This is a genomic window from Sphingomonas trueperi (genome assembly GCF_040545965.1).
GTDB classification, from domain to species: Bacteria; Pseudomonadota; Alphaproteobacteria; order Sphingomonadales; family Sphingomonadaceae; genus Sphingomonas; species Sphingomonas trueperi_C.
The window spans coordinates 223,691-249,473 of sequence record NZ_JBEPMV010000005.1; the positions used below are offsets into that span (position 1 = coordinate 223,691).

Consider the following 25,783-nt stretch of genomic DNA (forward strand, 5'->3'; position numbering starts at 1 on the left):
CTTGGGAAAGCACCAGGCCCCTCGCCCCGTGCTGGGCCGCCGCTAGCCGTGCCGCGTTGCAACATTCGATCGTTCGCGCTGCATTCTCGGGACTCCTGCGTGACGGCGCCGTGACATTTGGATTTACGCTTCGGAAAAGTCCGGATTTCCCGTTGTCCACCATACCCGCAGTACGATAGCCATGACGCACGTCGCCCCTCTTGTGTTGCCCATTTGCAACACTATCTGCTGGTCAACTTCGAACAGGGATCAGGCATGAACCTCGAAAAATTCACCGACCGCGCCAAGGGCTTCCTGCAATCGGCGCAAACCGTGGCGATCCGCATGAACCATCAGCGGATCAGCCCGGAGCATCTTCTGAAGGCGCTGCTCGAGGACGAGCAGGGCATGGCCAGCGGTCTGATCCAGGCGGCAGGCGGCGATGCCAAGCGCGCGCTGGGCGAGACCGATCTGGCGCTCTCCAAGATCCCGTCGGTCAGCGGCTCGGGCGCCCAGTCGACGCCCGGCCTCGACAACGATCTCGTGCGCGTGCTCGACCAGGCCGAGACGATCGCGCAGAAGTCCGGCGACAGCTATGTCACGGTCGAACGGCTGCTGGTCGCGCTGGCGCTGAGCCTCAACACCGCCGCCGGCAAGGCGCTGCAGGCGGCCAATGCCAAGCCCGAGGCGCTCAACACCGCGATCAACAGCATGCGCGGCGGTCGCACCGCCGACACCGCGTCCGCGGAAGATCGCTACGACGCGCTCAAGAAGTTCGCTCGCGACCTCACGGAAGCGGCGCGCGCCGGCAAGCTGGACCCCGTGATCGGCCGCGACGAGGAAATCCGCCGCACCATCCAGATCCTCGCGCGTCGCACCAAGAACAATCCGGTGCTGATCGGCGAGCCCGGCGTCGGCAAGACCGCGATCGCTGAAGGCCTTGCCCTGCGCATCGCCAATGGCGACGTGCCCGATACGCTGAAGGATCGCACGCTGATGGCGCTCGACATGGGCAGCCTGATCGCGGGTGCCAAATATCGCGGCGAGTTCGAGGAGCGCCTCAAGGGCGTGCTCGACGAGGTGAAGGGCGCCGAGGGGCAGATCGTGCTGTTCATCGACGAGATGCACACGCTGATCGGCGCCGGGAAAGCCGAGGGCGCGATGGACGCCGGCAACCTGCTCAAGCCCGCGCTCGCCCGCGGCGAGCTGCACTGCATCGGCGCCACCACGCTCGATGAGTATCAGAAGCATGTCGAGAAGGACCCCGCGCTGCAGCGGCGGTTCCAGCCGGTGTTCGTCGGCGAACCCACAGTCGAGGACACGATCTCGATCCTGCGCGGGCTCAAGGAAAAGTACGAGCTGCACCACGGCGTGCGGATCACCGACGCGGCGATCGTCGCCGCATCGACGCTCTCCAACCGCTACATCGCGGACCGCTTCCTGCCCGACAAGGCGATCGACCTGATGGACGAGGCCGCGAGCCGCATCCGCATGGAAGTGGAATCGAAGCCCGAGGAGATCGAGTCGCTCGACCGGCGGATCATCCAGCTCAAGATCGAGCGCGAGGCGCTGAAGCGCGAGACCGACGAAGCATCGCGCGACCGGCTTGCCACGCTGGAGGAAGACCTCGCCAACCTCGAGGAGCAGTCGGCCGAGCTGACCACCCGCTGGCAGGCGGAGAAGGACAAGATCAATGCCGAGGCGACGATCAAGGCGCAGCTCGACCAGGCGCGGATCGAACTCGACCAGGCCCAGCGTGCGGGCGATCTCGCGCGGGCCGGCGAGCTGTCCTACGGCGTGATCCCGCAGCTCACCCGCCAGCTCGACGAGGCGCAGAACGTCACCAAGGGCGCGATGCTGCGCGAGGAAGTGACCGCCGACGACATCGCCGGGGTGGTCGCGCGCTGGACCGGCATTCCCATGGAACGGATGCTGGAGGGCGAGCGCGAGAAGCTGCTCCACATGGAGGAACAGCTCGGCAAGCGGGTGATCGGTCAGGCCGACGCGGTGAAGGCGGTCTCCACCGCCGTGCGCCGCAGCCGCGCGGGGCTGCAGGATCCGAACCGGCCGCTGGGCAGCTTCCTGTTCCTCGGGCCGACGGGTGTCGGCAAGACGGAGCTGACCAAGGCGCTCGCCGAATTCCTGTTCGACGATCCCAACGCGATGGTGCGCATCGACATGAGCGAGTTCATGGAGAAGCACGCGGTCGCGCGGCTGATCGGCGCCCCTCCGGGCTATGTCGGCTATGAGGAAGGCGGCGTGCTCACCGAAGCGGTGCGGCGCCGGCCCTATCAGGTGGTGCTGTTCGACGAGGTGGAGAAGGCGCACAACGACGTGTTCAACATCCTCCTCCAGGTGCTCGACGACGGTCGCCTGACCGACGGCCAGGGCCGGACGGTGGACTTCTCGAACACGATCGTGATCCTCACCTCGAATCTGGGCAGCCAGTATCTCACCAACCTGGCCGACGGGCATGGGGTGGAGGAGGTCGAGCCGCAGGTGATGGAGGTGGTGCGGGCGCATTTCCGCCCCGAATTCCTCAACCGGCTGGACGAGATCATCCTGTTCCACCGGCTGGGCGCGGACCATATGGCGCCGATCGTCGACATCCAGGTCGGTCGGGTCGCCAAGCTGCTCAAGGACCGCAAGGTGGGCATCGACCTCACCCCGACCGCCCGCGACTGGCTGGGCCGGGTGGGCTATGATCCGGTGTACGGTGCGCGCCCGCTGAAGCGCGCGGTGCAGAAGTATCTGCAGGATCCGCTTGCCGACCTGATCCTGCGCGGCGCGGTGAAGGACGGGTCGACCGTCCATGTCGACGAGGGCGATGGCGCGCTGACGCTCAGCGTCGCGTGAAAATGCGAAGGGACCGCTGCCAGGCGGTCCCTTCGTCTATGATCTAGTTGGGATTCCAGGGAGAATAGGGGGCCGCGCGGATCCAGCGCGTGGCAACCCACTTCACCCCGGCCCGCACCGGCAGACCGGCGTGCCGCACGCGCGGATCGGGCCGGCCGTCTTCCAGCACATTGTCGAAGACCAGCGCGTCGCCGCCGCGTGCAACGACGTCGATGCCGAGCTGGTCGAACCGCGTTTCGCCGCCGGCAAAGCCTTCGTTGAGGTAGAGCAGCACCGTCTTGATCCGCTGGTTGGCCGATCCGGTGATCGCATCGAGATGCGGTCGATATTGCTGCCCAGGCGAATAGCGGAGCAGCGAGACCTGCTCGCCCTGGTGCACATCCGTACCCGTCGCCGCCGCGACCCGGCGTAAAATCGCCTGGACGACCAGACTTTCCCGCGTCGGGCCGATGACGGCATTGTCGGACGTCCGCACCGGATGGTGCACCATGCGATTGGTCGCCGGATCGAAGACGACCGCCGGCTGGAGCAGATCGGCGGACGACATTGCGAGATGCTCGCATTCCGCCGGGGTCAGCAGCTTCGGCAGCCGGAAGATGCGGGGGGAATCGTTCAAGATTTCGGCTTGCGGCAGGTGCCTCGGACCGCCGTGAGCGTCGAGCGCCATTGCGTCCACCAGCGCGAGATGCGCACGGGCGATGGCGTTGCCCTGTTCGACCGCGCGGCGCAGCAGACCAAGCGCGCGCAGCCAGTCGGGGCTGCCGCCCGCGCCGTTTGCGACCAGCGCAACTTCCATGAGCGCGGCGTCGCCATGGCCGGCCTTCGCCGCAGCGTTCAGGGCGAGCATTGCGCGCGGCAGGTCGCGGGGGATAGGCGATCCTATCAGTAGCCACATCGCCAGCTGGAAACACGCGTCACGATCTCCCGACGCACTGTGGTGTTCCACCAGGGTGACGGCGCCGCGCACGTCCCCCGCTTGCAGCAGACGATCGACGACGGCGTTGGAATAGCCGGATGCCATCGGACTCTCTCAAAGAAAAGGGGAGCGGGCTTGCCCGCTCCCCTCGCATTAGCAGCATTGCCGCAAGCTTAGAACTTCACGTTGAAGCCCGCATAGAAACGACGACCGATGTTGTCGTAGATGCCCGATCCGCCACCGATACCGGTGGATCCAAGCGGCGGCTTCTCGTCGGTGAGGTTGTCGACACCGAGGAAGAACTGCTGCTTCGGACGGATCGAAACGCCGACGCGCAGATCGTGATAGGTAACGGCGCGGTACCAGGGAATGTCGGCGAAATCGATATTGGTCGCCGGACGACCCTGGAAGGACTCGAGCGCCTCGATCGACGTCGCCGCCATCTTGCTAAGGTAGCGCAACTGATACCCGAAGAAGAACTTGCCGAACTTGCCATCGATGTTGACGTTGAAGGCATCACGCGGATCACCCACTTCGCCGCGATAATTGTCGGCGAAGCCAGGCTGCGTGGGATCGAGGAAGGCTTCGTTGGTCAGCTGGTGGGTGTAGACGAAGCGCCCGCTCAGGCTGTTTTCCGGCGAGAACTTGTACAGGTACGAAACCTCTGCGTTGATGCCACGCACCTTCAACTGTGCGTAGTTCAACGGCCGCTCGAGCAGGCTTCCCTCCAAGATGCGGAAAGGCGTTCCGGTAACCGAACCGGCGGCATCATCACGCTTGAAGATGCTGCAGAACTGGTTGTTCGTCGTGGGCGAATCGTAGCAGGCGTTCGCGACCTGCTGCGGCGTCGGCGACGTGATCACGTTGTTGACGGAGATATTGTAGTAATCGACCGTCACCGACAGCCCCGGGATCATCGCCGGCTGCACGACGACGCCATAGGTGTACGAGTCCGACTTTTCCGCCTGCAGATTCGGATTGCCCGAAGCAGAGGTCTCCAACGACTGGGCATAGTTGTAGTTGAACCCGCTTCCCACCGCCGCGGCGCAATTTGCCGGACGATATTGCGTGCCGTTGGCGAGGTTAGCCTGCGAGCAGGGATCGCTGAACCCCGGCGCGAAGTTTTGACCGGGTGCTGCGTACAGCTCGGTCAGGTTCGGCGCACGCACCGAACGCGAGTAGGCCGCGCGGAACATGATGCCTTTCACAGGGCTGTATGTACCGTCAAAATTATAGGCCCAGACCGTACCAGCCCCGCCCTTATAGTCGGACACACGCGCTGCAGCGTTGGCAGTCAGCTGCTTGACCAGGAAAACGTCCTTGAGCAGCGGCAGGCTGATTTCGCCGAACGCTTCCTTCACCTCGAACGACGGCGGATTGAATTCGGCCAGTGCGTTGTAGAAGGTGTAGCCCGCTTCGACGAGAGGGTCCGCCTTGAAGAACGCCGTCTCGCGGCGATACTCACCACCGACTGCGACGCCAACCGGGCCGCCCGGAAGGTTGAAGAAGGTGCCGGTATCGCCGGACACGAAACCAGTGAAATCCAGCTGCGTGATTTTGCCATGCGAAACGGTGTCTTGCAGGATATAGTTCTTCGCGTCCTGCGAGACGTTACCTGCACCGAAGGGGTTGAGCGGCTTGCAAGCCGCAATGTCCTTCTGGAGAATCGCGTCGTTGCCGACGAAATCTTCCGCGCGGCTGGGATCCAGTTGCGAAGCGCAGACAATCTGGCCGGCAGCGTTGCGCGCCGAGTCCAGCGCCAAGGCAAGACGCTGCGTGTTCACGTTGCCGAGAACGTGCGTGTTCTCGATGAACTGACCGTAATTGCCCGCAACTTCGTAGCGGAAGTTGGAACCAAGGTCGCCGCGAACGCCGCCCACGATGCGGAATGTCTCGCGACGTGCCGCTTCCGAACGCATGCCGAGATCGGTCAGGTTCTTGCGGAGAACGAAGCGGGTGGCATTGGTGATGCTGCCAGGAGCGACGCCGCTGGCGATCAGCGCGTTGGTGATGGTGGTACGTGCCTGGGTCGAGAGGTACGGGTTATCGAGACGCGGACGTTCGTACAGGCCGTCGATGGTGCCGCCGGTGAAGAAGGCAGGGCCCGAACCGCCCGCGCTGAAGGAATCCGTCCGCACATACTTGGCTTCGATGAACGGCACGAAGGCGCTGGAGATATCGAAGTGCCCGATGACGTTGACCGCATAGCGATCGAGGCGCGGCAGAAGCTGAACGAGCTTGTCCTCGCGGCGGGTGTTGCCGTTACCGCCGATGAACGAGCCGCCCGGTGCCGTGTTGGTGATGGTCGTCGGATTCAAGCTCGCCGTGGTCGAGTTCTGAACGCCGACACGCGAACCGGTCTGCAAAACCAGATCGCCATTGGGAGCGAACAGATAATTACAGGTGAACGGTCGTCCGTTCGGAAAAGCGGCACTAGTCTGGTTGTCGCGGCCGCAGGGAGCGGCGCCGGATGCCGTCGAAGGCGCAAAAGAAACGAGACCACCGCTGTAGATCGTCGCACTGCGCACGTCGCGGAAGAAGACGTTGTCCGGAACGCCGTCAGACCCGTTCGGCAGGCCCGCCGGATCGTTATCAACAGTCAAAAGCGTATCGTTGCGCGCGAAATAGCTGCGGTCAGACGCGAACAGGTCGTTCTGGTGCGCGTATTCGAGATCAACGGCAAGGTTGCCGCGACCGCCCGCGAAGTTCTTGCCCGCCACCAGGCTCGCCGAATAGCTGCCGGCGTCGCTACGGTTGGTGATCGCACCTTGGCCACGCATCTGCAGGCCTTCAAAGTCCTGCTTGAGCTTGAAGTTGACCACGCCCGCGATCGCGTCCGAGCCGTAAACGGCCGAGCTGCCACCGGTGACGATCTCAACGTCCTCGATCAAGTCGGTCGGGAAGGTGTTGAGGTCCGGGGAAACCGCGTTGTTCAGAATGTCGGCGCCGACGTGGCGGCGGCCGTTGACCAGCACCAGCGTGCGCTGGGTGCCGAGACCGTAGAGGTCGACAAGGCTGAGGCCGCCGGTGCCGAGGAAGCGCGACGAATTCTGCTGGCTGAAGGTGCTGCGGACCTGCGGCAGATCGTTGATAACGTCGCCGATCGAGATGCGCGCGGTCTGCTGCAGCTGCTCCGCGGTAACCACGGTGACCGGGGCGGCGCCTTCAAGATTGGCCCGCGCAATGCGCGAGCCGGTGACGATGATGTCCTGCGCTGCAGGCTCTTCCTGCTGCGCACCGCTACCCGCGGTATCCTGGGCGTATGCCGGCAAGCCGGCAAACGCGCCTGCGCTCGCCAGGACCAGCGCCGAAAGCGCCGTTCCGGTACGCAGACCCTTCTGCATCTTGTTCATGGATTTCCCTCGTTTTATCCCGGCTGCGTTCCCCTCGCCGGGATTGTCTCCCCTTCCACCGGCCGCGCCCCATGCACGGCTGGCGGAGATGGTATGAAGGAAGCAAGGAATGCTACGCTCGTAAAGCATACATTCATCTCGCAGAAGCGTTGCGAAGGAAACGTCTCCATTTTGCAACAGTGGAGCAATCCCGTGTCACTCCTGCCCGTTCACGACGCAACATTCCGTTACAAACTACGACAGACTGCCCGAAAATTAAGCAAATCTCGCGGAATGCTTAATCGCAGACATGGAACACCGGCTGACGGCGCGCATGCAAGCGCGGCGCACCGCCTGCCACACGCCTCCCGCGACACGCCTCGCCATCGCCCGACACACCGCCAGGCCGCGGAGCGTCAGTCGCCGGCGTAGCCGAATCGCTCGACCCAAGGCTGCAGCGTCGGAAGTACCGGCGCCAAGTGCTGGCGGTACCGCTCCCATCGCCCAACGGCCCGCCGGTACAGGGACTCGGTCACCTGCGCGTAGCTGGCGGTGGAGATCACCCCCCGCTTCCGGGCCGTATCCCGATGAGCGAGGACGGAATCGTCCCATGGCAGCCCCAGCGACTGGAACAGCGGCCGCAGCGTCGCTTCCGGCGCGTCGACCATCGCCTCGTAGACGATCGGGTGCACCGGCCCCGCGAGCAAGGACGCGGCTTTGGACCAATAGCCGAACGCACGCGAATAGAATTCGGCGGCCGTCTCCAGCGTCAGGAAGTTCGCCATCGCGTTGTTCAGGTTGAAGTTGGTGATGAAGCAGCTCAGCACGACGTCGCAGGGGTGTCGAAGCGCCAAGATCACCGGGGCCTCGGGGAATAAGCGGCGGATTAGCGGAAGGCGCAAAAGATGGAGCGGCGACTTGTCGACCAGCAGGGCACCTTCGCGATGCGTCGCCAGCCGATCGACCTCCGCATAATAGCGGTTTCGAAGCCGATCTGCCTCCTCGTCGGTCAGCGTCGCTAGGCCGGCGAGCCCGCCTGCAGCCTCCTCGACCAGGCGGAGCGGCGGCTGCTCCTCCAGTACCTGCACGTCGGGATGGCCCATCAGCATGGTGTCGAGCAGCGTGGTGCCGGAACGCGGGAAACCCAGAAGGAACGCGACGCGCCGCGTTTCCGGGCGGCGGAGGGGTGCCCAGGAGTCGACCCAGGAAGGTGTCAGCAGGGCATCGTCGGCCGCCAGCGCCGCACGCGTCGTTGCCGCGCGCAGCAGCGGATTGGAAGGGTCGGCGGCGAGCAGATCGTTCATCCGCCGGAAGCTTGCGAACGCGTCGTCGAACGCGCCAACCCCCTCGTGAAACTGTCCGGCCAGCTGCGCGCTGCGGACCGGCTCGACCGTCGGCGGGACGCGCGAAAGGGCTTCCAGCCCTTCGGCGAAGCGCTTTTCGCGCCGGCAGAGCAGCGCTTCAAGAAAAGCTTCCGCGGCGGGCCCGCTGCCGGCCGCCCTTGCGGCGTCGAGGAGCGCCGGCAGCTCTGCCTCGCGATTGCGATGTTCGAGCAGCAGCCCCTGCATGATCAGGGCTTCAGCATGATCCGGGTGCAGGCGGAGGATGCCGGCGATTGCCGCCTCCGCACCGTCGGCGTCCCATTGGTTGAAGCGTTCGCTCGCGAGGGCGAGCTTGTATTCCAGGTTGGCAGGCTCGCGGCGGACGGCCTGTTCCAGCGCATTGATTGCATCCGCCGCGCGCCCCTGCTGCTTGAAGAGCGCCGCGAGTTCCGCCCAGGGCTTGGCGTCGTGGGGGAAATCGTCCGCACAGCGCGACAGCAGGGTGATCGCGTCTTCCGCGCGATCCGCCTGCGCCAGCGCGGCGGCGAGATTGAGACGAATGGGCGCAGCGGGCGAGAGTTCCGCCGCACGCGTGAGCGCCTGAACCGCGCCCGCGGCATCACCACGATCGGCACGCGCATTGCCCAGGTTGTTCCAACTCTCCGCATCGTCAGGAATGGCGGCAACCACGGCCTGGAAGCAGGTTTCGGCCTCGGCATAGTCTTCGCGCCGCTGGGCAAGATACCCGCGGACGCGCCAAAGGCGGCCGGAACGGTCCGCCTGGGCATCGAGCCCGTCTGCCAGCGCCTGCGCCTCGTCGAAGGCGCCCGCATCCGCCAGGGCGCGCAACAGGTTGACGGCGACGCCGACATCCGCCGGCGCATCGCGGTGTGCGATGCGCAGGAATTCGATGCCGGCTTGCAGGTCCCCCAACTGGCAGCACAAGGCACCCAGCAGCCCGGCCACGACCGCGGGAGCGCCGGCAGCGCGATATAATCGCTCGGCGCGGTCGCGCGCGCCGTGAACATCGCCGTGCGACGCAAGCGACAGAATGGAGCGTAGTTCGGACGCCTGGTCGGCAGTCAGCGGGGCGGCGAGCGACGTCATGGGCAGATCCTAGGCCCGAAATAGCTATCGGGCAAAAAAAGGGGCGGCGCCCCAACGGCGCGCCGCCCCTGTCGAGTATAAAACCAAGATGCGTCAGAAGTTGATGGTCGCACCCGCGAAAATGTATCGGCCAAGCGCGTCGTAGACAGCCGGATAGGTGTTGCCGTTGCACGGGCCGGTCGGGCAGGCCGAAGCCCCGCCCGACGCATCACCCGAACTGACCAGCGGCGGCTCGCGATCAAACAGATTGTTCACGCCGAGGCGCAGCGTGTACTTCTTGGTCGGCGCGAAGGTCAGCGCCAGGTCGAAGTAGCTCTGAGCCGCGAGACGCGAGCCGAAGTTGAAATAGTCGCCCTTCAGCGTCTGATCGTTGCTCGAAAGATCGACCTTGACCGGATCGATATAGCGCCACTGCAGCGAAGCACCGATGCCCGACTGCGAAGTGTAGCTCAGCCGTGCCTTGTGGCGCCACTTCGGGTTGGGTGCCGACGGGGTGCCCGACAGATTGCTGCAGGTTACGCCATAATAGCCGGCGCAATCGTACGGGTCGGTCAGACCGTTGTTGATCCGGAAACTGTCCAGATAGGTGCCGATCATCGTAAAGCTAAGGTCGCCGATGCCGTCAATCTTGCGGCTGTAGCCGAAGTTGACGTCGATGCCCTTCGTCTGCACGCGACCAACGTTGCGCGAGATGTCCTGGACGTAGCCGTCGGTGGTCAGCCAGAGCGAGCCGCTGACCGGATTGCGCTTGATCAGCGCGCACGCCGTAGGATTCAGCGAGTTGGTGCAGCTTGCAAGGATTGCATCGGCACCGAAGCCCTGAATTGCGCCCTTCACCTTGATATCGAAATAGTCGACGCTGAGGTTCAGACCCGGAACGAAATCCGGCTGGAACACGACGCCGAACGACTTGGTGGTGGCGATTTCCGGCACCAGCTGGTCGTTGCCGCCGATCAGGCCGTTATACTGGCCCGCCGGGTTAGCGGCGACGCGCTGACCGACGGAAAGCCCCTGCGCCAGACACCCCTTGTCCGCGGCGGTGAGCACGCGGTTCGCGCACGGATCGGTCGAACCGTCCAACGCGACATGCTGCACCGAGAACAGCTCCTGGAGGTTCGGCGCGCGGACAGCGCGGTTGTAGCTGCCACGGAAACGAACCGAGCGAACCGGGGCGAATTCAAGGCCCAACTTGTAGGTGTTGGTATTGAAGGAACGACCGTTGCTAATCTCGTAGTGCGAGTAGCGATAGCCGCCGACAAACGACAGGTCGTACACGAAGTTCTTGTTGACGAGCGGAACCTGTGCTTCGCCAAAACCTTCGGTGACGCGGTAGCTACCGGAGATCGGCAGGGTAGCACCACCCTGGCCGGTCAGGTCACCCGTCGCAAAGCCTTCGTCGACCTTCAAATCGAGCGCTTCGCGCCGATATTCGACGCCGAGATTGATCACCGCGCCGCGGTCCGCCCAAGGCGTCTTGATACCGTAGTTGCCGAGATCGCCGGTGACCGAGCCGCTGGCCACCTGCTCAGAGACGATACCGTGCTGGAAACCGGTCGCCGACAGGTAGTTGACGGCCGCCGGCGTCACCGTGGTAAGGCCACCGAATATGTCGTAGGGGACGCAGTTCGGATCGGCACCGGTGGTGACCGAGCGGCAGGTCGGCGTGCCGTTGACGTTCACGACGTCCAGCGCGTTGTTCAGCTTCCGGACCGAGAACTCGTTGGTGTAGATCTGCGAATAGGTCGTACGGCCATACTGATAGTAGGCGTCGTAGTTCCAGGTTTCGCCCAGCGCTCCCTTGGCGCCGATCACGCCGCGATACTGAGTATGCCCGAAGTCGGCCGAACGCGGACCGCCCTCGACGTTACGGCGCAGCAGCTGGAAGAAGGCCTTGTTGTAGGGCTGGCCGGTCGTCGGATCGATATAGGTGAGCGCGCCCGGACCAGGGTTGGAGACCGCCGTCAGCGGGTAGTTGCCGAGGAAGCCGTTGACCAGGTTCTCGTTCGCGCAGACGATCGACTTCTGCTGCGCCGACATCAGCGGATTGTCGCAGTTGATCGTCAGCGTGTTGCCGAAGTCGCCCGAGGGCGCGATCTGGGCGACCGAGCGATCGTCCATGAAGTTGAACTCGAGATAGGGATGCAGCGCATCGCTGACCTCGTAGTTCACGAAGGCGCCGCCGGTGTAGCGCTCGTCCGGGCGCTGGAAATAGTTGGTAGGCGCGAAATTGTAGCGGGTACGGCCCGGCTGCAGCGTGCGGCCGCTGCCGATCTGGAAGAAGGTCGAGGTGCCGCCGTTGTATAGCACGATGTTGCCCGGCGCCGAAGTCGACGAACCACCGCACTGCAGCGCGGTGGCGCTCGCATTCTGGATGGTGCAGGCGCTGTAGTCGCGGTTCGACTGCACGACGGCGTCGACCTTGCGGTAGCCGAAATAGGCAACGGCATGGCCGCGATTGTCGTCGAACTTGGCGCCGACCGACAGCGTGGCGTTGACCGTGCCGCCGTCGGTGACGCTGCCGGTGGGATAGCCGAAGCCGGAGAAGCCGGCCTTGGTGCGCGCGTCGAGCAGCGGCGGCGTGATGTCGTTGCTGTTGTTGTGCTGGTACAGGCTGTACTGGCCGTCGAGACGGATACCGGTGAAATCGGTGTCCATCACGAAGTTGACGACGCCGGCGACGGCGTCGGCGCCGTAGGTCGACGAGGCGCCGCCGGTCAGCACTTCAACGCGCTTCACCAGCGCATCGGGAATCGAGTTGAGGTCGGCGGCCGACGTCGTCGGATCGCCCGGCATCAGGCGACGACCGTTGATCAGCACCAGCGTGCGCTGCGGCCCCAGGCCGCGAAGGTCGACCGTGGCGGCACCGCTCGCACCGTTCGAGACCGTGCTCGACTGGCCGGCGAACACCTGCGGCAGCGAGTTCAGCATGTCCTCGACGCGGGTCGTGCCCTGCAGCTTAAGGTCTGCGCTGTTCACCACCGTGACCGGGCTGACCGACTCCAGGTTCGGCTGCGGAATGCGCGACCCGGTAACGACGATCTCCTGCGGCGCGGCGGCAGTATCGGCGCTCGCCGGAACCGTGTCTTGCGCCACGGCGGGCGCCGCGAACAGCGCGCCAGCCAGAACGACTGCGGAAAGGGCACAGCCTCCCCGCAGCATCATTTGCGTATTTTTCATGCAGCTACCTCTTTCCCCGGCACGCGATGCATTGCAGCGCATCCCGGCATGTCTCCCCAGCCCTCCCGTTTCGGTCATTCCGGCCGGAAGAGCTTGATGCAGAACGAAGCAGCTATTCTTGGAGGTTGTAAAGCGCAGCTAAGGCCGCAGTGGCCGGTTTAGCAAAACTGTCGCTCAAAAGTCACAGCGTAGCACAGGAAATTACGAGCGTCCGGTTACGAATTGTTACAAAGTTTCCAGACACAGAGCATAATTGCGTAGAAATCAGGCAGGCATTCTGCCCGCGACCAGCAACGGGTCGATACGCGCGCCCCGCCACATGATACCCCAGTGCAGATGCGGACCGGTCGCACGGCCGGTCGCACCGACGGCGCCGAGCAGTTGCCCCTGGCGGACCCTATCCCCCTCCCGCACGTCGATCCGCGACAAGTGCAGAAAGGCGCTCGACAAGCCCATGCCGTGGTCGAGCATCAGCAGATTGCCCTCCAGGGTGAACGGCGCCTCGGCGGCGAGAATCACCACGCCGTCGGCGGGCGCACGCACCGGGGTGCCAGTGGGCAACGCGATGTCGATGCCCGAATGATAGGCACCAGGCTCGCCGGCATAGATGCGCTGCGAACCAAAGAGGGTGGAGATGCGGCCCGTGGCAGGCCAGGCGAAACGCTGGCGCCAGCCTTCCGCCGCGGTCTCAAGAGCGCGCGCGGCCTTGATCCGGGCGAGTTCGGCAGGACGTCGCGCCTCGAACTCCGCGCTAGGCACGGGATATTTGGGGAGCTGATCCAGCCGAGAAATATTCCAGCCGCGCGGCGCGATCTGCAGGTCCTCGCGGACCAGACGGCCATCGCTACCCTTCCCCTCCAGCACAGCAGTGGGGGCGGCATCGCGGTCGAACGCGATCAGGAAGCGGCGGTCGGCGGCGACGGGGATCGGCTGGCCATTGAACTGAAGCTCGGTGGTGCCGGGCGGCACCTGCCCGCGGGCGATGCCGCCCTGCTCGAAGCTGCCGTCGAGCGCGAAAGCGTCCCCACCCGCGCGGGCCGTGCGCGCGATCAGCGTCGTCGCCAGCATCGCCGCGGCAAACCGCCGCCGGTCGATCATGCCTCGAGCAGCGCCTTGGTGGCCGCCTCGGGCGTGGCATAGGCTTCCTGCCGCGCCACGCTCCAGTAGCGGAGCGAGTCGACGGGGATGCGCTCCCCGGTTACCGCGCACAGCACATGGTCGCCGGGCGAGAGGACGCGGAAGCCGTTGGCCATATAGTGCAGCTTGGCGACGCGGGCGGTGTTGGACATCAGCATGGGCGGCGCCATTCCTGCTCTTGAAGGTGGTGGGTGCGCCCTAGAGCAGCGTCGGCTGTTCGGGCTTGGGCGGAACATAGGCCTTGCCCGCGCCGCGCTCAACCCGGGCATCCACCGAACCATCGGCGAAATGCAGCGTCACGGCCTGCGCTGCGCGTGCATCCTCGGCCGAGGCCACCACCTTGCCGGTGCCGCGCCCCTCGACCCACGCATAGCCCTTCTTGAGCGGCAGTTCGGGATCGAGCAGTTCGAGATGCCGGCCCATCGCCGCCAGACGTTCCGAGGCGGTGGCGAAGCGGCGCTCCAGCGTGGCGAGCTTGAGCGCTTCGGCCGGACGGGCGAAGCGCTGGCGAAGCGCGACCAGCTCGCGATCGGCGGCGCGATCGAGCGCAATGCCGCCCAGCCGCTGCCGCGCGGTCGCCAGCCGCTGTTCGAGCGTTGCCGGGCGCAAGGCGGCGCCGGCGCGATCGAGCTGTCCCCGCGCAACGGCCGCGCGACGTTCAAGCCCCAGACCCAGGCGCGCGGCGGCGTCGTCCAGTCGCTGGCGCTGAGGGCCAAGCAGCGCATCGCGGCGCGGCAGCACGCGGACCAGCGCCGCCAGCCGCTCGCCGGCGCGCTCGTGATAGCGGCGTACGCACCGCTCGGTGCGGTGCGACAGCGTCGCGATGCCGTGGCGGACTTCGGAAAGCACCGGCACCGCGATCTCCGCTGCAGCGGTGGGTGTGGGCGCGCGAAGATCGGCGGCGAAGTCGCACAGCGTCGTGTCGGTCTCGTGCCCGACCGCCGAGATGATTGGGATCGAACATTCCGCCACCGCCCGCACCACGACTTCCTCGTTGAACGACCAGAGATCCTCGATCGAGCCGCCGCCGCGCGCGACGATTAGCAGGTCCGGACGCGGCACCGGCCCGCCGGGCTGGATCGCATCGAACCCACGCACCGCCCGCGCGACCTCCTGCGCCGATCCGTCGCCCTGCACCTTTACCGGCCAGACCAGAACGTGGCTGGGGAAACGATCCTCCAGCCGGTGGAGGATATCGCGGATCACTGCGCCGGTGGGCGAGGTCACCACGCCGATCACCTTGGGCATATAGGGCAGCGGCTTTTTCCGCTGGGCGTCGAACAGCCCCTCGCCGGCCAGCTTGGCCTTGAGCTTCTCGAGCAGCGCCATCAGCGCGCCTTCGCCTGCGAGCTCCATCCGCTCGATGACGATCTGATACTTCGAGCGCCCCGGATAGATGGTGAGCTTGCCGGTGGCGATCACCTCCAGCCCGTCCTGCGGCTGGAAGGGCAGCGCGGAAGCCGCACCGCGCCAGATCACCCCGTCGATCACCGCGTCCATGTCCTTGAGCGCGAGATAGGCGTGGCCGGAGGCAGCGCGCTTCCAGCCCGAAATCTCGCCGCGCAGGCGGACATGGCCGAACTCGCCCTCCACCATGCGCTTGAGCCGGCCGGAGAGTTCGCTGACGCTCATCGGCGCCGCGTTGTCCCCGGGCACCGCCTCGGCTACGAGCCGCGTCGATGAAGTCTCGAAAAGGGGGTCGGCCATGAACGTCCTGCTACTGGGTTCGGGGGGGCGCGAACATGCGCTCGCCTGGAAGCTCGCGCAATCGCCGCTGCTGACGCAGCTCTTCGCCGCACCGGGCAATCCGGGCATAGCGGCGCACGCCACGCTCGTCGACCTCGCAGCCACCGATCCGGCGGCGGTGCTCGCCTTTGCGCAGGCGAACGGCATCGGCTTGGTCGTCGTAGGTCCCGAGGCACCGCTGGTCGCGGGTGTGGGCGACGTGTTGCGCGAAGCCGGCGTGCCCGTGTTCGGGCCCAACCGCCTGCCGGCGCAGCTGGAAGGATCGAAGGGCTTCACCAAGGATCTGTGTGCGCGGGCGAACATCCCCACGGCGGGCTATGTCCGCGTCCATGGGCTGGACGAAGCACTGGCGGCGCTGGAGCCGTTCGGCCTGCCGGTGGTGGTCAAGGCCGATGGCCTGGCTGCGGGCAAGGGCGTCACCGTCGCGATGACCCGCGGCGAGGCGATCGGCGCCCTCGAGGCGATCTTCGCCGATGCGGGCGCGAGCGCGGTGATCGAGGAGTTTCTCGACGGCGAGGAAGCCAGCCTGTTCGTCATCACCGACGGCACCGACGCCGTGCTCTTCGGATCGGCGCAGGACCACAAGCGCGTCGGCGAAGGCGATGTCGGCCCGAATACCGGTGGCATGGGCGCCTATAGCCCCGCCCCGGTGCTTACGCCCGCGCTGGAACGCGAAGCGATGGAGCGGATCGTCCAGCCGACCATCGCCGCGCTGGCGGCCGGGGGCATCCCCTATTCGGGCGTGCTCTACGCCGGGCTGATGCTGACCAAGCAGGGCCCCAAGCTGATCGAATACAATGCCCGCTTCGGCGATCCCGAATGCCAGGTGCTGATGCTGCGGCTGGAGGACGACCTGCTCGACCTGCTGCTGGCAACCGCACGCGGCGAACTCGCCGGCCGGCCCGCCCCCCACTTTAGCCCCGACACCGCGCTGACCGTGGTGATGGCCGCGCGCGGCTATCCGGGCACGCCGGAAACCGGCGGCGCAATTCAACGCATCGAGGCGGCGGAAGCCGGCGGCGTGCAGGTGTTCCATGCCGGCACCAGGCGCCAGGGCGATTCGCTCGTGGCGAGCGGCGGCCGCGTGCTCAACGTGACGGCAATGGGGCCGGATATCGCGACGGCGCAGGCCGCGGCCTATCGCGGCGTCGATGCGATCGACTTCCCCACCGGCTTCTGCCGACGCGACATCGGCTGGCGCGAGCTGGCGCGGACGCGCGGCTGACGAACGAAGGAGGCGGCTGCACGCGCAGCCGCCTCCCGACAGCGAAACCGATCGCTACCGTCTGTCGGCGCGATGGGTCGTCCAGCGATGTCGGAAGAAATTGGCGCGCCCGGAACGATTCGAACGTCCGACCCTCAGATTCGTAGTCTGATGCTCTATCCAGCTGAGCTACGGGCGCGCGGTGAGGTGCGGCGCCTAAACGAGGATCGGGGGTAGCGCAACCCCTTTTTGCATCTGCCCCTCAATTATCCCGATAGGGCAGCATGTCCTCGTCGAACGAGCGCGGCTCGCTGCAGTGCCAGGTCGCGCCGTCCCAGCGGTCCTCGCGGTCGTCATACTGGATCAGCGTGCCCACCGGGCAACCGAGCGACGCCAGCTCGTCGCGGCAAAAGGCACGGCCGCGGTCGAGGTCGGTAAGGTCGACGTCGAGGATCGCGCAGGCCGGGCGCCACTGGCCGGCATCGTCGAGCGTCTCGATCAGCGTGCCGCCGCCGCAGGTGCCGAGCCCGGCGATGCGCAGCTCGGCATCGAGGAACACGCCGTAGCGACCCTCGCGCTCGTGCGGGTCCATGTCGCCGGGAAAGGCTACCGAAACCGAATGCGTGTCGAGCGGCTCTGCCAGAAGGGCGTCGAGCCCGGGTAGGAACCGCTCGATCATCGCATCATCCTCGCAGGGTTGCGCCCAGCTTCGTCGCCGCCGCGACGACCTTGTCGGCCACTGCCTTCAGGTCCGCGTCGGTGAAGCTCTTTTCGCCCGGTTGGAGCGTGACTTCAATGGCCAACGACTTCTGCCCCTCCGGCACGCCCTGGCCGGTGAACAGGTCGAACAGCCGTGCGTCGACGATCGTGCCTTTGTCGGCCCCCTTCACGGCGCGGACGAGATCGCCCGCCGCGAGGGTGGTCGGCACCAGGAAGGCGAAGTCGCGCGTCACCGCCTGCAGCGCCGGGGGCGTGAAGGGCGGGCGGGTGAAGCCGGCAGCCTTCTTCGCGGGCAGCGCGTCGAGGTGGATCTCCACCGCCGCCACCGCGCCGTCGAGGTCGAACGCCTTGAGCACGCTCGGGTGCACCATGCCGAAGCTGGCGAGCACGGTCTTGGGCCCCAGCCGCAGCGTCGCCGACTGGCCGGGATGGTAGGCGGCACCCGCCTCCCCCATCACCTGCAGATTGGCGACCGGCGCACCGGCGGCCTCCAGCAGCGCCAGCGCTTCGGCCTTGGCGTCGAAGGCGGTGAAGGGCTGGGCCTTGCCGGCCTGCCAGCCGCGGGCGGTCTTGGCGCCCGCCAGGACGACGCCGAGCGTCAGGCGCTCCTTGTCCGCCAGATAGCGGCGGCCGACCTCGAACAGACGGACGCTGGTCGCGCCGCGCTTTAGGTTGCGCTCGGCCGCCGCCAGCAGGCCGGGCAGCAGCGAGGGGCGCATGACCTTCATGTCCTCGCTGATCGGGTTGGCCAGCGTCCAGGCGCCACCGCCGAAAACTTCTGCCTGTGCTTCGGAGAGGAAGCTCCAGGTGATCGCTTCGTTGAGCCCGCGCGCGGCGGCGGTGCGGCGCATCCGGCGCTCGAGCTTCTGCTCGGGCGTGGCGGTGGGCGTTGCTACGCCGGGCGTGCGCGGCAGCGGGACGGACGGCACGTTGTCGATGCCGGCGATGCGGATCACTTCCTCGACGATGTCGGCGGGGCCATCGATGTCGCGGCGCCAGCTGGGTGCGGTGACGCGGAGTGCGTCGAAGCCTGCGTCCAGCGCGACCGGATCGCCATTGCCGTCGAGCGGCTGGACGGTGAAGCCGAGGCTTTCGAGGATCTCCACCTGCTGTTCCGCGGGCACGGCGAGGCCGCCCAGCGTTTCCGCCAGCTTCGGATCATAGCCGACGACCGCGCCGACCTTGGGCGGGGTGCCGCTGCGGGTCACCTCGCTGGGCGTACCGCCGCACAGCGCCAGCACCAGCCGGGTGGCGATCGCCAGCCCCTCGTCGAGGAACTCGGGATCGACGCCGCGCTCGAAGCGGGTGCGCGCATCGCTGGTCAGCAGCAGCTTCTGGCCGGTGCGGGCGATATGCTCGGGATCGAAATAGGCGCATTCGATCAGCACGTCTTTGGTGTCGTCCGAACAGCCCGAATGCTCGCCGCCCATGATGCCGCCGATGTCGTGCACCGCCGCATCGTCGGCGATCACGGTCATCGTGTCGGTAAGCGTGTAGGTCTTGCCGTTCAGGGCCAGCACGGTCTCGCCGTCCTTGGCCTTGCGCGCGACCAGCCCGCCCGAGAGCTTCGCCATGTCATAGACGTGCAGCGGGCGGCCCAGGCCGAACATGACGAAGTTGGTGATGTCGACCAGCGCGGAAATCGGCTTCTGGCCCACTGCCTTGAGGCGCTGCTGCAGCCAGTCCGGCGACGGGCCGTTCTTCACGCCACGCACGATCTGGCCGTAGAAGGCCGGGCAGCCCGCGGCATCGTCGGTCCGCACGTCCGGACCCGCGCCCTGTGGTGCGAGCGCCGGCAGACCCGCGACCACCGCATCGAGCGGCTTGAGCGTGCCGAGGCCTCCTGCTGCGAGGTCTCGCGCGATGCCGCGCACGCCCATGCAATCCTGGCGATTCGGCGTGATCGAGACGTCGATGACGGGATCGTCGAGGCCGGCATAGTCCGCATAGGCGGTGCCGACCGGCGCATCGGCCGTCAGCTCGATGATGCCGTCATGGTCCTCGCCGAGCTCCAGCTCCATCGTCGAGCACATCATGCCGTTCGATTCGACGCCGCGGATCGCCGAGATCTTCAGCTGCATGCCGTTGGCCGGCACCACCGCGCCGGGAAGACCCAGCACGCCGACCAGCCCCGCCCGCGCATTGGGTGCGCCGCAGACGACCTGCAGCACGCCGTCGCCGGTCTCGACGCTCAGCACCTGCAGCTTGTCGGCCTGGGGGTGGCGCTCGGCGGTCAGCACGCGCGCGACCCGGAAGCCCGTCAGCCGCTCGGCAGGGTTCTCGACGCCTTCGACTTCGAGGCCGACACGGGTCAGCGCCTCGAGGATCTCGGTCAGCGAGGCCTCGGTCTCCAGATGCTCCTTGAGCCAGCTCAGGGTGAACTTCATGCGCCCACTCCCCCGCTCAGCGTGGGCACGTCGAGCGCCGAGAAGCCGTAATGCTTGAGCCAGCGCAGATCGCCGTCGAAGAAGGGGCGCAAGTCGTCCATCCCATATTTGAGCATCGCAAGCCGGTCGACGCCGGTGCCGAAGGCGAAGCCCTGCCATTCATCGGGATCAAGCCCGCAGGCCTCGATCACCCGCCGGTGCACCATGCCGCTGCCCAGCACTTCCATCCAGCCGCCGCCGGGCGCGTCGCCGCTGCCGCCGATCACGCGCTTGCCGTCCTTCCAGGTGAAGCCGACATCGACTTCGGCCGATGGCTCGGTGAAGGGGAAATAGCTGGGGCGCAGGCGCAGCACGATGTCGTCGCGCTCGAAGAACGCCTTGAGGAAGGTCTCCAGCGTCCATTTGAGGTGGCCGAGGGTTATGCCCTTGTCGATCACCAGGCCTTCGATCTGGTGGAACATCGGCGTGTGCGTCGCATCCGAATCCGAACGATAGACGCGGCCCGGCGCGATGATGCGGATCGGCGGCTTCTGGCTGGTCATGGTGCGGATCTGCACGGGGCTGGTGTGCGTGCGCAGCACCATCGGCCGTTCGTGCTCGCCGGCGATGTAGAAGGTGTCGTGCATCGCGCGCGCCGGATGCGTCTCCGGGATGTTGAGCGCGGTGAAATTGTGCCAGTCGTCCTCGACCTCGGGGCCGGTGGCGACCGCGAAGCCCAGATCGGCGAAGATCTCGGCCAGCTCGTCCATCACCTGGCTGACGGGGTGGACCGAGCCGGGCGCGACGCCGTCGACCGGCAGCGTCATGTCCGCCGTCTCGCTGGCGAGGCGCGCGTCGAGCGCGGCCTGCTCCAGCCCCGCCTTGCGGGTGGCCAGCGCCTCGGTGACGGCTTCGCGCAAGGAATGGATGCGCGGACCCTGTTCCTGGCGCTCTTCGGGGGTGAGCTTGCCGAGCGTCTTGAGCAGGCCGGTGATCGCGCCCTGCTTGCCGAGCGCCTGGACGCGCACCGCCTCCAGCGCATCGAGCGCGGTGGCGGCATCGATCGCGGCAAGCAGCTCGCCGCGCAGGGTATCGAGATCGGTGGTCATCGTTTTCCGTTCACTGTGCGAGATGGCTGGAACCCCAGACAGGCCCCTAGGTCAAGGCGTTTAAGGGACCGCTACACCCGGCTGCCGAGCAGCGCGGCGCCAAAGGCGACGAACACGCCGCCGGTGACGCGATTGAACATCCGCTGGCGCGCGGCCGGGGCGAGCCATGCCGCGAACGATCGGCCGCCCAGCGCATAAACCGAGAACCAGAAGGCCTCGATCACCACAAAGGTGGCAATGAGGATCGCGAGCTGCGGCAGGAAGGGCCGACCCACGTCAAGGAACTGCGGGAACAGAGCCGCGGCGAAGACGATCAGCTTGGGATTGGACAGCCCCGTGCCGAGCCCGGTCAGATACCGCGCCCGCACCGACTGACGCACCGGCCGCGGCGCATCGGCATGGGCCTCCTCCACCGGCGCGCGCCAGGCCTTGATGCCCAGCCACACGAGGTAGGCGACCCCCGCATAGCGCAGCACGTCGTACAGCCCGGGCGACGCCTTGAGCAGCGCGCCCAGCCCTGCCGCCGAGGCGATCAGACAGAACAGGTTCGCGCTCATCAGCCCCGCGGTGGTCGGCAGCACGCGGGCGGCGCCCTCGCGGATGCTCTGCACCATCACGTGGAGCATGTTCGGCCCCGGCGTCATCGACACGAAAAACACGGCGGTGACGTAGAGCCACCAGGTCTTCATCGCCACGGGATCACCTCCCCCGGTTGGAATGAAAAAGGGCGCCGAAGCCGCAGCCTCGACGCCCCTATATCAGCTTGCGCGCAGGTCCGCTCAGGCGGCCTGGGGCAGTGCCGCCTTCGCCTGCGCGATGATGGCGCTAAATGCCTCACCTTCGTGCATCGCGATGTCGGCCAGGACCTTCCGGTCCAGTTCGACGCCCGCCAGCTTGAGGCCGTGCATGAACTGCGAATAGGTCAGGCCTTCGGCGCGCACACCAGCGTTGATGCGCTGGATCCACAGGGCGCGGAAGCTGCGCTTCTTTACCTTGCGGTCGCGATAGGCGTACTGGCCGGCCTTTTCGACGGCCTGGCGCGCGATGCGGATGGTGTTCTTGCGACGGCCATAATAGCCCTTCGCCTGATCCAAAATCCGCTTATGCTTCGCCTTGGTGGTCGTACCACGCTTCACTCGTGCCATTTTTCAGGACTCCCTTACTTCAGGCCGTACGGCGCCCACGCGACAACGCGCGCGACGTCTGCATCGGCCAGCACGGAGGTGCCGCGATTGGTACGGATATACTTCGAATTGTGCGAGATCAGGCGGTGACGCTTGCCAGCGACGCCGTGCTTGACCTTGCCGGTGGCGGTGAACTTGAAGCGCTTCTTCACACCGCTCTTGGTCTTGAGCTTGGGCATTTTCGTCTCCTTTTGGTTCGACGATTGCAGACAGCCGCGGCAGCCCTATTAGCCGGACGGTCCCTCGATCGCGGAAAGGCGGCCCCTTAGCCGATGGTTTGGCGATATGCAACCACCGGGGAACCGCGGGACCGCAGGGGATTTTGAAGACCATGGCCGATCTGGACACGCCCGTTCTCGCCGCCGAGCAGGCAGCCCCGCCGCCCCGGCCGGCGCGCGCCATGGGCACGCCGCTCGCCGCGACGATCGCGGTCGTCACGAGCCTCGTCGGCCTTATCGTGCTCGCCTGGGCCATCCTGTTCGTCACCAAAGGACGGTTTCTCAAGGGCACGTTCGAATCGATCGCCAGCAGCAGCGCCCAGCGCAAGGTGCGCGTGGCGGGCGACTTCCAGCTCTATTTCGCGCCGTTCAACCTGAAGTTCGTGGCCGAGGGGCTGAGCGTCGAGAATCCCGATTGGGCCGGCACCAGCCCCTTCTTCACCGCGAAGCGAATCGACGCGCGAATCGCCACCTTCTCGCTGCTCGCGGAGCAGAAGCGCTTCCAGTGGCTCGGCCTCACCGACGGGCGAATCGACCTGCAATGGGATCGCGACGGCAAGCAGAATACGTGGACCTTCGGCAGCGGCGGCGGCAAGCCGCTGACCATGCCGCTGATCCAGCGCGCGCGAATCGTCGGCACGCAGATCCGCTATCTCGATCCGCGCCACCAGCTCGATGCGGCGATTCGCGTCGACACCGTGGCGGCCGAAGACAATCGCTTCGCCGATACGGTCCGGTTCGACGGCAACGGCACCGCGCGCGGCGCCCGCTTCACGCTGGCGGGGGCCCTGCTCTCGTCCAACAAGACGCTGGCGGGCGGCGAGAACCGGCTGCGGCTGCATGCCGAGGGCGTGCGCAGCCAGGTCGACATCGCGGGCACGCTGCCCGGCGCGACGGTGCTGGAGGGCGCCAAGCTCCACATGGACCTGCGCGGGCAGAACCTCGCCGACGTGTTCCTGATCGCCGGCATCGCGGTGCCGGATACCCGCACCTATCGGCTGACCTCGGTCGTCACCAAGGCAGGCGACGAATGGCGCTTCACCGGGATGAAGGGTAGGTTCGGCGACAGCGATCTCGCCGGCAAGTTCACGGTGAAACTGGGCGAGCCGCGCATGCTGGTGACCGCCGACCTGTTCACCCATGTACTCGACATCGTCGATGCCGGGCCGTTCATCGGCTACAACCCCAATGCGCTGGCCGCCCAAGGCGCGCAGGCGGCGGTGACGCAGGTCTCCGGCACGCCGCGGCTGCTGCCGGACGCGCCGCTGCGGATCGATGCGCTCAAGAATTTCGATGCCAAGGTGCAGTGGCAGGTCCGCACCGTCCGCGCGCCCAACCTGCCGGTATCGAACATCGAGCTGGGCCTCGACCTCGACGACCGGCTGCTCAAGCTGAGCCCGCTCAACTTCAGCCTAGCGCGCGGCACGGTGACCTCGGACATCAGCGTCGACGCGCGCAAGACGCCGGTATTCACCACCTACGATATCCGCCTGTCGCCGACGCCGATGGGCGTGCTGCTCGCCGGTTTCGGTGCCGAGCAATCGGGCACCACCGGCATGCTCAAGGCACGCATCCAGATGAGCGGCAGCGGCAACAGCGTGCGCGATTCGCTTTCCAGCGCTAATGGGCGCATCGCGGTGATCCTGCCCAAGGGCGATTTCTGGACGCGCAACACCGAGCTCGCCGAGTTCGACATCGGCACCTTCGTCCAGAAGATGTTCGAGAAGAAGCTGAAAGAGCCGGTGCAGATCAATTGCGGGCTGATCGGCTTCACCGTGCGCGACGGCATCGCCGCGGCGGACCCGATCCTGATCGACACGCAGAAGAACGTGATGCTCGGCCGCGGCGGGTTCAGCTTCAAGAACGAGACGATCGACCTCGCCTTCCGCGCCGATTCGAAACGGTTCAGCCTGTTCTCGGGCCAGTCGCCGGTGGGAATCGGCGGCTATTTCGCCAAGCCGGGGATCAGCGTGATCAGCCCCGAACTGGTCGGCCGTGCCGGCGTCGGCCTGGGGCTGGGCGTCGCCGCCTCGCCGCTGGCTGCCGTGCTCGCGTTCGTCGATTTCGGCGACGCCAAGGCGGCGGATTGCGGACCGGTGCTCTCGGGCGCCACTGCTGCCAGCCAGCGCGACGTGAAGGGCCGCCAGCGCGACGATGTCGGCCGCGGCACCACCGCCAAGTCGGAGAGTGGCAAGGCGAACGCGGGCGAAATGAAGAAGCAGCGCAAGAAGTTCCTCGGCATCTTCTGATCCGCTTGCGGGCATATCGAGGCAGGCGCAGGATCGATCCGCGATGCTGCGCCTCCTGATCCTCTCCGCTGCGCTCGCCATGGCGGGCGACGCCCGACCGCCGCAGCGGGTGACGATCGCGCCCGCCGCGCCGGGGGCGCTGGAACGCGTACCTGTCCATATCGGCGGAAGGGTCGAGGCCACTGCTGCCGGCTATCGCCATCAATGGCCGGGCATCTATTTCGAAGCGGCCTTCCGCGGCCCCCGCGTGGTGCTGCGCTTCGACGACGCGATCAACGAATGGCGCGCGAGCATCGACGGCGCACCGCCGGTGACAATCGACCGCCCGGGCAAGGCCGATGTGACGATCGACGGCCTCGCGCACGGCACGCATCGCATCCGGCTCGACAAGGTTACGGAGAGCGCCGCGCCCGCGCGCTTTGGCGGCTTCTTCGTCGCGCACGGAGGCGGGTTGCCCGCCCCCCGGCCGCGCCGGCGACAGATCGAGTTCATCGGCGATTCGTCGATGGCGGGCTATGGTGCGCGGGCCGATCGGATCGACTGCACCCAGGCGCAGGTCCGCGCCACCACCGACACGCCCGATGCTTTTGCGGCGCTTGCTGCGCAGCATTTGGGGGCCGACTATCAGGTAAACGCGGTCTCCGGCCGCGGCCTGATCCGCAACTTCGGCGGCACCGCGCCGCAGGGGACGATGGAGCAGCTATGGCCGCGCCGCCTGCCGGCCGAGCCCGCGCCCTATGATGATCCGCGCTGGCAGCCGCAGATCGTGATGCTAAAGCTCCAGGCCGACTTCGTCGGCTTCCACCCCGATGCGCGCTGGCCGACGCTGGACGCGCTCGTCGCAGACTATGCCGCGCATTACGGCCAGTTGCTCGCACGGCTCCATGACCGGTACCCGCGTGCTGTCTTCATAGTGTGGTGGTTCGACACCAGCGGCGCGCCGCCCGAGCAGGCCGCGATGCTACGCACTGCCGAAACCCGAATCAGCACCGCAGCCCGGGCCGCGGGCGCGCGCGACCTGCTGTTCCTGCCCTTCCCGGCCGCGCAGTTCCGCGCGACCGCCTGCCATGGCCATTATGGCTTAGAGGCGCAGCGACAGATCGCCGACTGGCTGGTACGCGCGATCGATGCGCACCCCGGCTTCTGGGACAGCCGCTAGCC

17 protein-coding genes and 1 tRNA gene are annotated in these 25,783 nt (G+C 66.6%); 4 read left to right on the forward strand and 14 right to left on the reverse strand.

The features are described 5' to 3' along the window. The first annotated feature begins 255 nt into the window (after nucleotides 1–255). A complete protein-coding gene (gene clpB / locus ABIC35_RS15995; protein ID WP_121079074.1) occupies nucleotides 256–2,835 on the forward strand; it encodes an ATP-dependent chaperone ClpB in 2,580 nt (859 codons plus the stop codon). A 43-nt stretch (nucleotides 2,836–2,878) separates the two neighbouring features. On the opposite strand, the gene ABIC35_RS16000 is transcribed toward clpB, so the two are convergent. The 7 genes from ABIC35_RS16000 to xseA form a co-directional block, all read right to left on the reverse strand. Further along, nucleotides 2,879–3,856: a 2OG-Fe(II) oxygenase gene (locus ABIC35_RS16000; RefSeq protein ID WP_354278512.1), complete on the reverse strand. Its 978-nt coding sequence runs from the start codon at nucleotides 3,854–3,856 to the stop codon at nucleotides 2,879–2,881. 68 nt (nucleotides 3,857–3,924) lie between these two features. Beyond that, complete coding sequence (locus ABIC35_RS16005; protein ID WP_354278513.1) at nucleotides 3,925–7,104, reverse strand: TonB-dependent receptor domain-containing protein; 3,180 nt, start codon at nucleotides 7,102–7,104, stop codon at nucleotides 3,925–3,927. Between the two features lie 395 nt (nucleotides 7,105–7,499). After that, complete coding sequence (locus tag ABIC35_RS16010; protein ID WP_121073286.1) at nucleotides 7,500–9,512, reverse strand: tetratricopeptide repeat-containing sulfotransferase family protein; 2,013 nt, start codon at nucleotides 9,510–9,512, stop codon at nucleotides 7,500–7,502. 93 nt (nucleotides 9,513–9,605) lie between these two features. Beyond that, a complete protein-coding gene (locus tag ABIC35_RS16015; RefSeq protein WP_121073284.1) occupies nucleotides 9,606–12,689 on the reverse strand; it encodes a TonB-dependent receptor plug domain-containing protein in 3,084 nt (1,027 codons plus the stop codon). A 264-nt stretch (nucleotides 12,690–12,953) separates the two neighbouring features. Beyond that, nucleotides 12,954–13,787 carry a M23 family metallopeptidase gene (locus ABIC35_RS16020; RefSeq protein WP_121073273.1) on the reverse strand — a complete coding sequence of 278 codons (834 nt, stop codon included), beginning with the start codon at nucleotides 13,785–13,787 and terminating at the stop codon, nucleotides 12,954–12,956. Continuing rightward, complete coding sequence (locus ABIC35_RS16025; RefSeq protein WP_066721469.1) at nucleotides 13,784–13,984, reverse strand: DUF2093 domain-containing protein; 201 nt, start codon at nucleotides 13,982–13,984, stop codon at nucleotides 13,784–13,786. Before ABIC35_RS16025 ends, ABIC35_RS16020 begins: the two co-directional genes overlap by 4 nt. Before the next feature lie 40 nt (nucleotides 13,985–14,024). Next, nucleotides 14,025–15,533 carry an exodeoxyribonuclease VII large subunit gene (gene xseA / locus ABIC35_RS16030; RefSeq protein WP_121073271.1) on the reverse strand — a complete coding sequence of 503 codons (1,509 nt, stop codon included), beginning with the start codon at nucleotides 15,531–15,533 and terminating at the stop codon, nucleotides 14,025–14,027. On the opposite strand from xseA, the gene purD reads away from it, so the two are divergent. Then, nucleotides 15,532–16,797, forward strand: a complete 1,266-nt coding sequence (gene purD, locus ABIC35_RS16035; RefSeq protein WP_121073269.1) for a phosphoribosylamine--glycine ligase — start codon at nucleotides 15,532–15,534, stop codon at nucleotides 16,795–16,797. The two genes, xseA and purD, sit on opposite strands and share 2 nt — an antisense overlap. Before the next feature lie 101 nt (nucleotides 16,798–16,898). Here the strand turns inward: purD and ABIC35_RS16040 are convergent. The 7 genes from ABIC35_RS16040 to rpmI all read right to left on the reverse strand — a co-directional run bounded on the left by ABIC35_RS16040 (nucleotide 16,899) and on the right by rpmI (nucleotide 22,334). Then, a tRNA-Arg gene (locus tag ABIC35_RS16040) sits at nucleotides 16,899–16,975 on the reverse strand. Nucleotides 16,976–17,038: 63 nt separating this feature from the next. Beyond that, nucleotides 17,039–17,455 (reverse strand): hypothetical protein, encoded by a 417-nt coding sequence (locus tag ABIC35_RS16045; RefSeq protein WP_121073267.1) that lies wholly within the window; start codon nucleotides 17,453–17,455, stop codon nucleotides 17,039–17,041. 4 nt (nucleotides 17,456–17,459) lie between these two features. Beyond that, on the reverse strand, nucleotides 17,460–19,883 hold the full coding sequence (gene pheT / locus ABIC35_RS16050; protein WP_121073265.1) for a phenylalanine--tRNA ligase subunit beta: 2,424 nt from the start codon (nucleotides 19,881–19,883) through the stop codon (nucleotides 17,460–17,462). Beyond that, nucleotides 19,880–20,971, reverse strand: a complete 1,092-nt coding sequence (gene pheS / locus ABIC35_RS16055; protein ID WP_121073263.1) for a phenylalanine--tRNA ligase subunit alpha — start codon at nucleotides 20,969–20,971, stop codon at nucleotides 19,880–19,882. The genes pheT and pheS overlap by 4 nt, the downstream gene beginning before the upstream one ends. 71 nt (nucleotides 20,972–21,042) lie before the next feature. Beyond that, entirely contained in the window at nucleotides 21,043–21,660 is a 618-nt protein-coding gene (locus tag ABIC35_RS16060; RefSeq protein WP_121073261.1) for a LysE family translocator, read from the reverse strand. Between the two features lie 90 nt (nucleotides 21,661–21,750). Beyond that, nucleotides 21,751–22,116 carry a 50S ribosomal protein L20 gene (gene rplT / locus ABIC35_RS16065; RefSeq protein WP_066721145.1) on the reverse strand — a complete coding sequence of 122 codons (366 nt, stop codon included), beginning with the start codon at nucleotides 22,114–22,116 and terminating at the stop codon, nucleotides 21,751–21,753. Nucleotides 22,117–22,130: 14 nt separating this feature from the next. After that, nucleotides 22,131–22,334 (reverse strand): 50S ribosomal protein L35, encoded by a 204-nt coding sequence (rpmI, locus tag ABIC35_RS16070; RefSeq protein WP_093298324.1) that lies wholly within the window; start codon nucleotides 22,332–22,334, stop codon nucleotides 22,131–22,133. A 152-nt stretch (nucleotides 22,335–22,486) separates the two neighbouring features. On the opposite strand from rpmI, the gene ABIC35_RS16075 reads away from it, so the two are divergent. Together ABIC35_RS16075 and ABIC35_RS16080 are read left to right on the forward strand one after the other, a co-directional pair. Then, nucleotides 22,487–24,622 carry an AsmA family protein gene (locus ABIC35_RS16075; protein ID WP_121073259.1) on the forward strand — a complete coding sequence of 712 codons (2,136 nt, stop codon included), beginning with the start codon at nucleotides 22,487–22,489 and terminating at the stop codon, nucleotides 24,620–24,622. Between the two features lie 43 nt (nucleotides 24,623–24,665). Beyond that, nucleotides 24,666–25,781 (forward strand): GDSL-type esterase/lipase family protein, encoded by a 1,116-nt coding sequence (locus ABIC35_RS16080; protein ID WP_121073257.1) that lies wholly within the window; start codon nucleotides 24,666–24,668, stop codon nucleotides 25,779–25,781. Nucleotides 25,782–25,783 lie beyond the last annotated feature (2 nt).

Excerpts from the sequence above, each read along its gene's own strand:
- clpB (WP_121079074.1), top strand. The coding sequence starts at position 256 with ATGAACCTCGAAAAATTCACCGACCGCGCCAAGGGCTTCCTGCAATCG.
- ABIC35_RS16000 (WP_354278512.1), bottom strand. The coding sequence starts at position 3,856 with ATGGCATCCGGCTATTCCAACGCCGTCGTCGATCGTCTGCTGCAAGCG.
- ABIC35_RS16005 (WP_354278513.1), bottom strand. The coding sequence starts at position 7,104 with ATGAACAAGATGCAGAAGGGTCTGCGTACCGGAACGGCGCTTTCGGCG.
- ABIC35_RS16010 (WP_121073286.1), bottom strand. The coding sequence starts at position 9,512 with ATGACGTCGCTCGCCGCCCCGCTGACTGCCGACCAGGCGTCCGAACTA.
- ABIC35_RS16015 (WP_121073284.1), bottom strand. The coding sequence starts at position 12,689 with ATGAAAAATACGCAAATGATGCTGCGGGGAGGCTGTGCCCTTTCCGCA.
- ABIC35_RS16020 (WP_121073273.1), bottom strand. The coding sequence starts at position 13,787 with ATGATCGACCGGCGGCGGTTTGCCGCGGCGATGCTGGCGACGACGCTG.
- ABIC35_RS16025 (WP_066721469.1), bottom strand. The coding sequence starts at position 13,984 with ATGCTGATGTCCAACACCGCCCGCGTCGCCAAGCTGCACTATATGGCC.
- purD (WP_121073269.1), top strand. The coding sequence starts at position 15,532 with ATGAACGTCCTGCTACTGGGTTCGGGGGGGCGCGAACATGCGCTCGCC.
- xseA (WP_121073271.1), bottom strand. The coding sequence starts at position 15,533 with ATGGCCGACCCCCTTTTCGAGACTTCATCGACGCGGCTCGTAGCCGAG.
- ABIC35_RS16045 (WP_121073267.1), bottom strand. The coding sequence starts at position 17,455 with ATGATCGAGCGGTTCCTACCCGGGCTCGACGCCCTTCTGGCAGAGCCG.
- pheT (WP_121073265.1), bottom strand. The coding sequence starts at position 19,883 with ATGAAGTTCACCCTGAGCTGGCTCAAGGAGCATCTGGAGACCGAGGCC.
- pheS (WP_121073263.1), bottom strand. The coding sequence starts at position 20,971 with ATGACCACCGATCTCGATACCCTGCGCGGCGAGCTGCTTGCCGCGATC.
- ABIC35_RS16060 (WP_121073261.1), bottom strand. The coding sequence starts at position 21,660 with ATGAAGACCTGGTGGCTCTACGTCACCGCCGTGTTTTTCGTGTCGATG.
- rplT (WP_066721145.1), bottom strand. The coding sequence starts at position 22,116 with ATGGCACGAGTGAAGCGTGGTACGACCACCAAGGCGAAGCATAAGCGG.
- rpmI (WP_093298324.1), bottom strand. The coding sequence starts at position 22,334 with ATGCCCAAGCTCAAGACCAAGAGCGGTGTGAAGAAGCGCTTCAAGTTC.
- ABIC35_RS16075 (WP_121073259.1), top strand. The coding sequence starts at position 22,487 with ATGGCCGATCTGGACACGCCCGTTCTCGCCGCCGAGCAGGCAGCCCCG.
- ABIC35_RS16080 (WP_121073257.1), top strand. The coding sequence starts at position 24,666 with ATGCTGCGCCTCCTGATCCTCTCCGCTGCGCTCGCCATGGCGGGCGAC.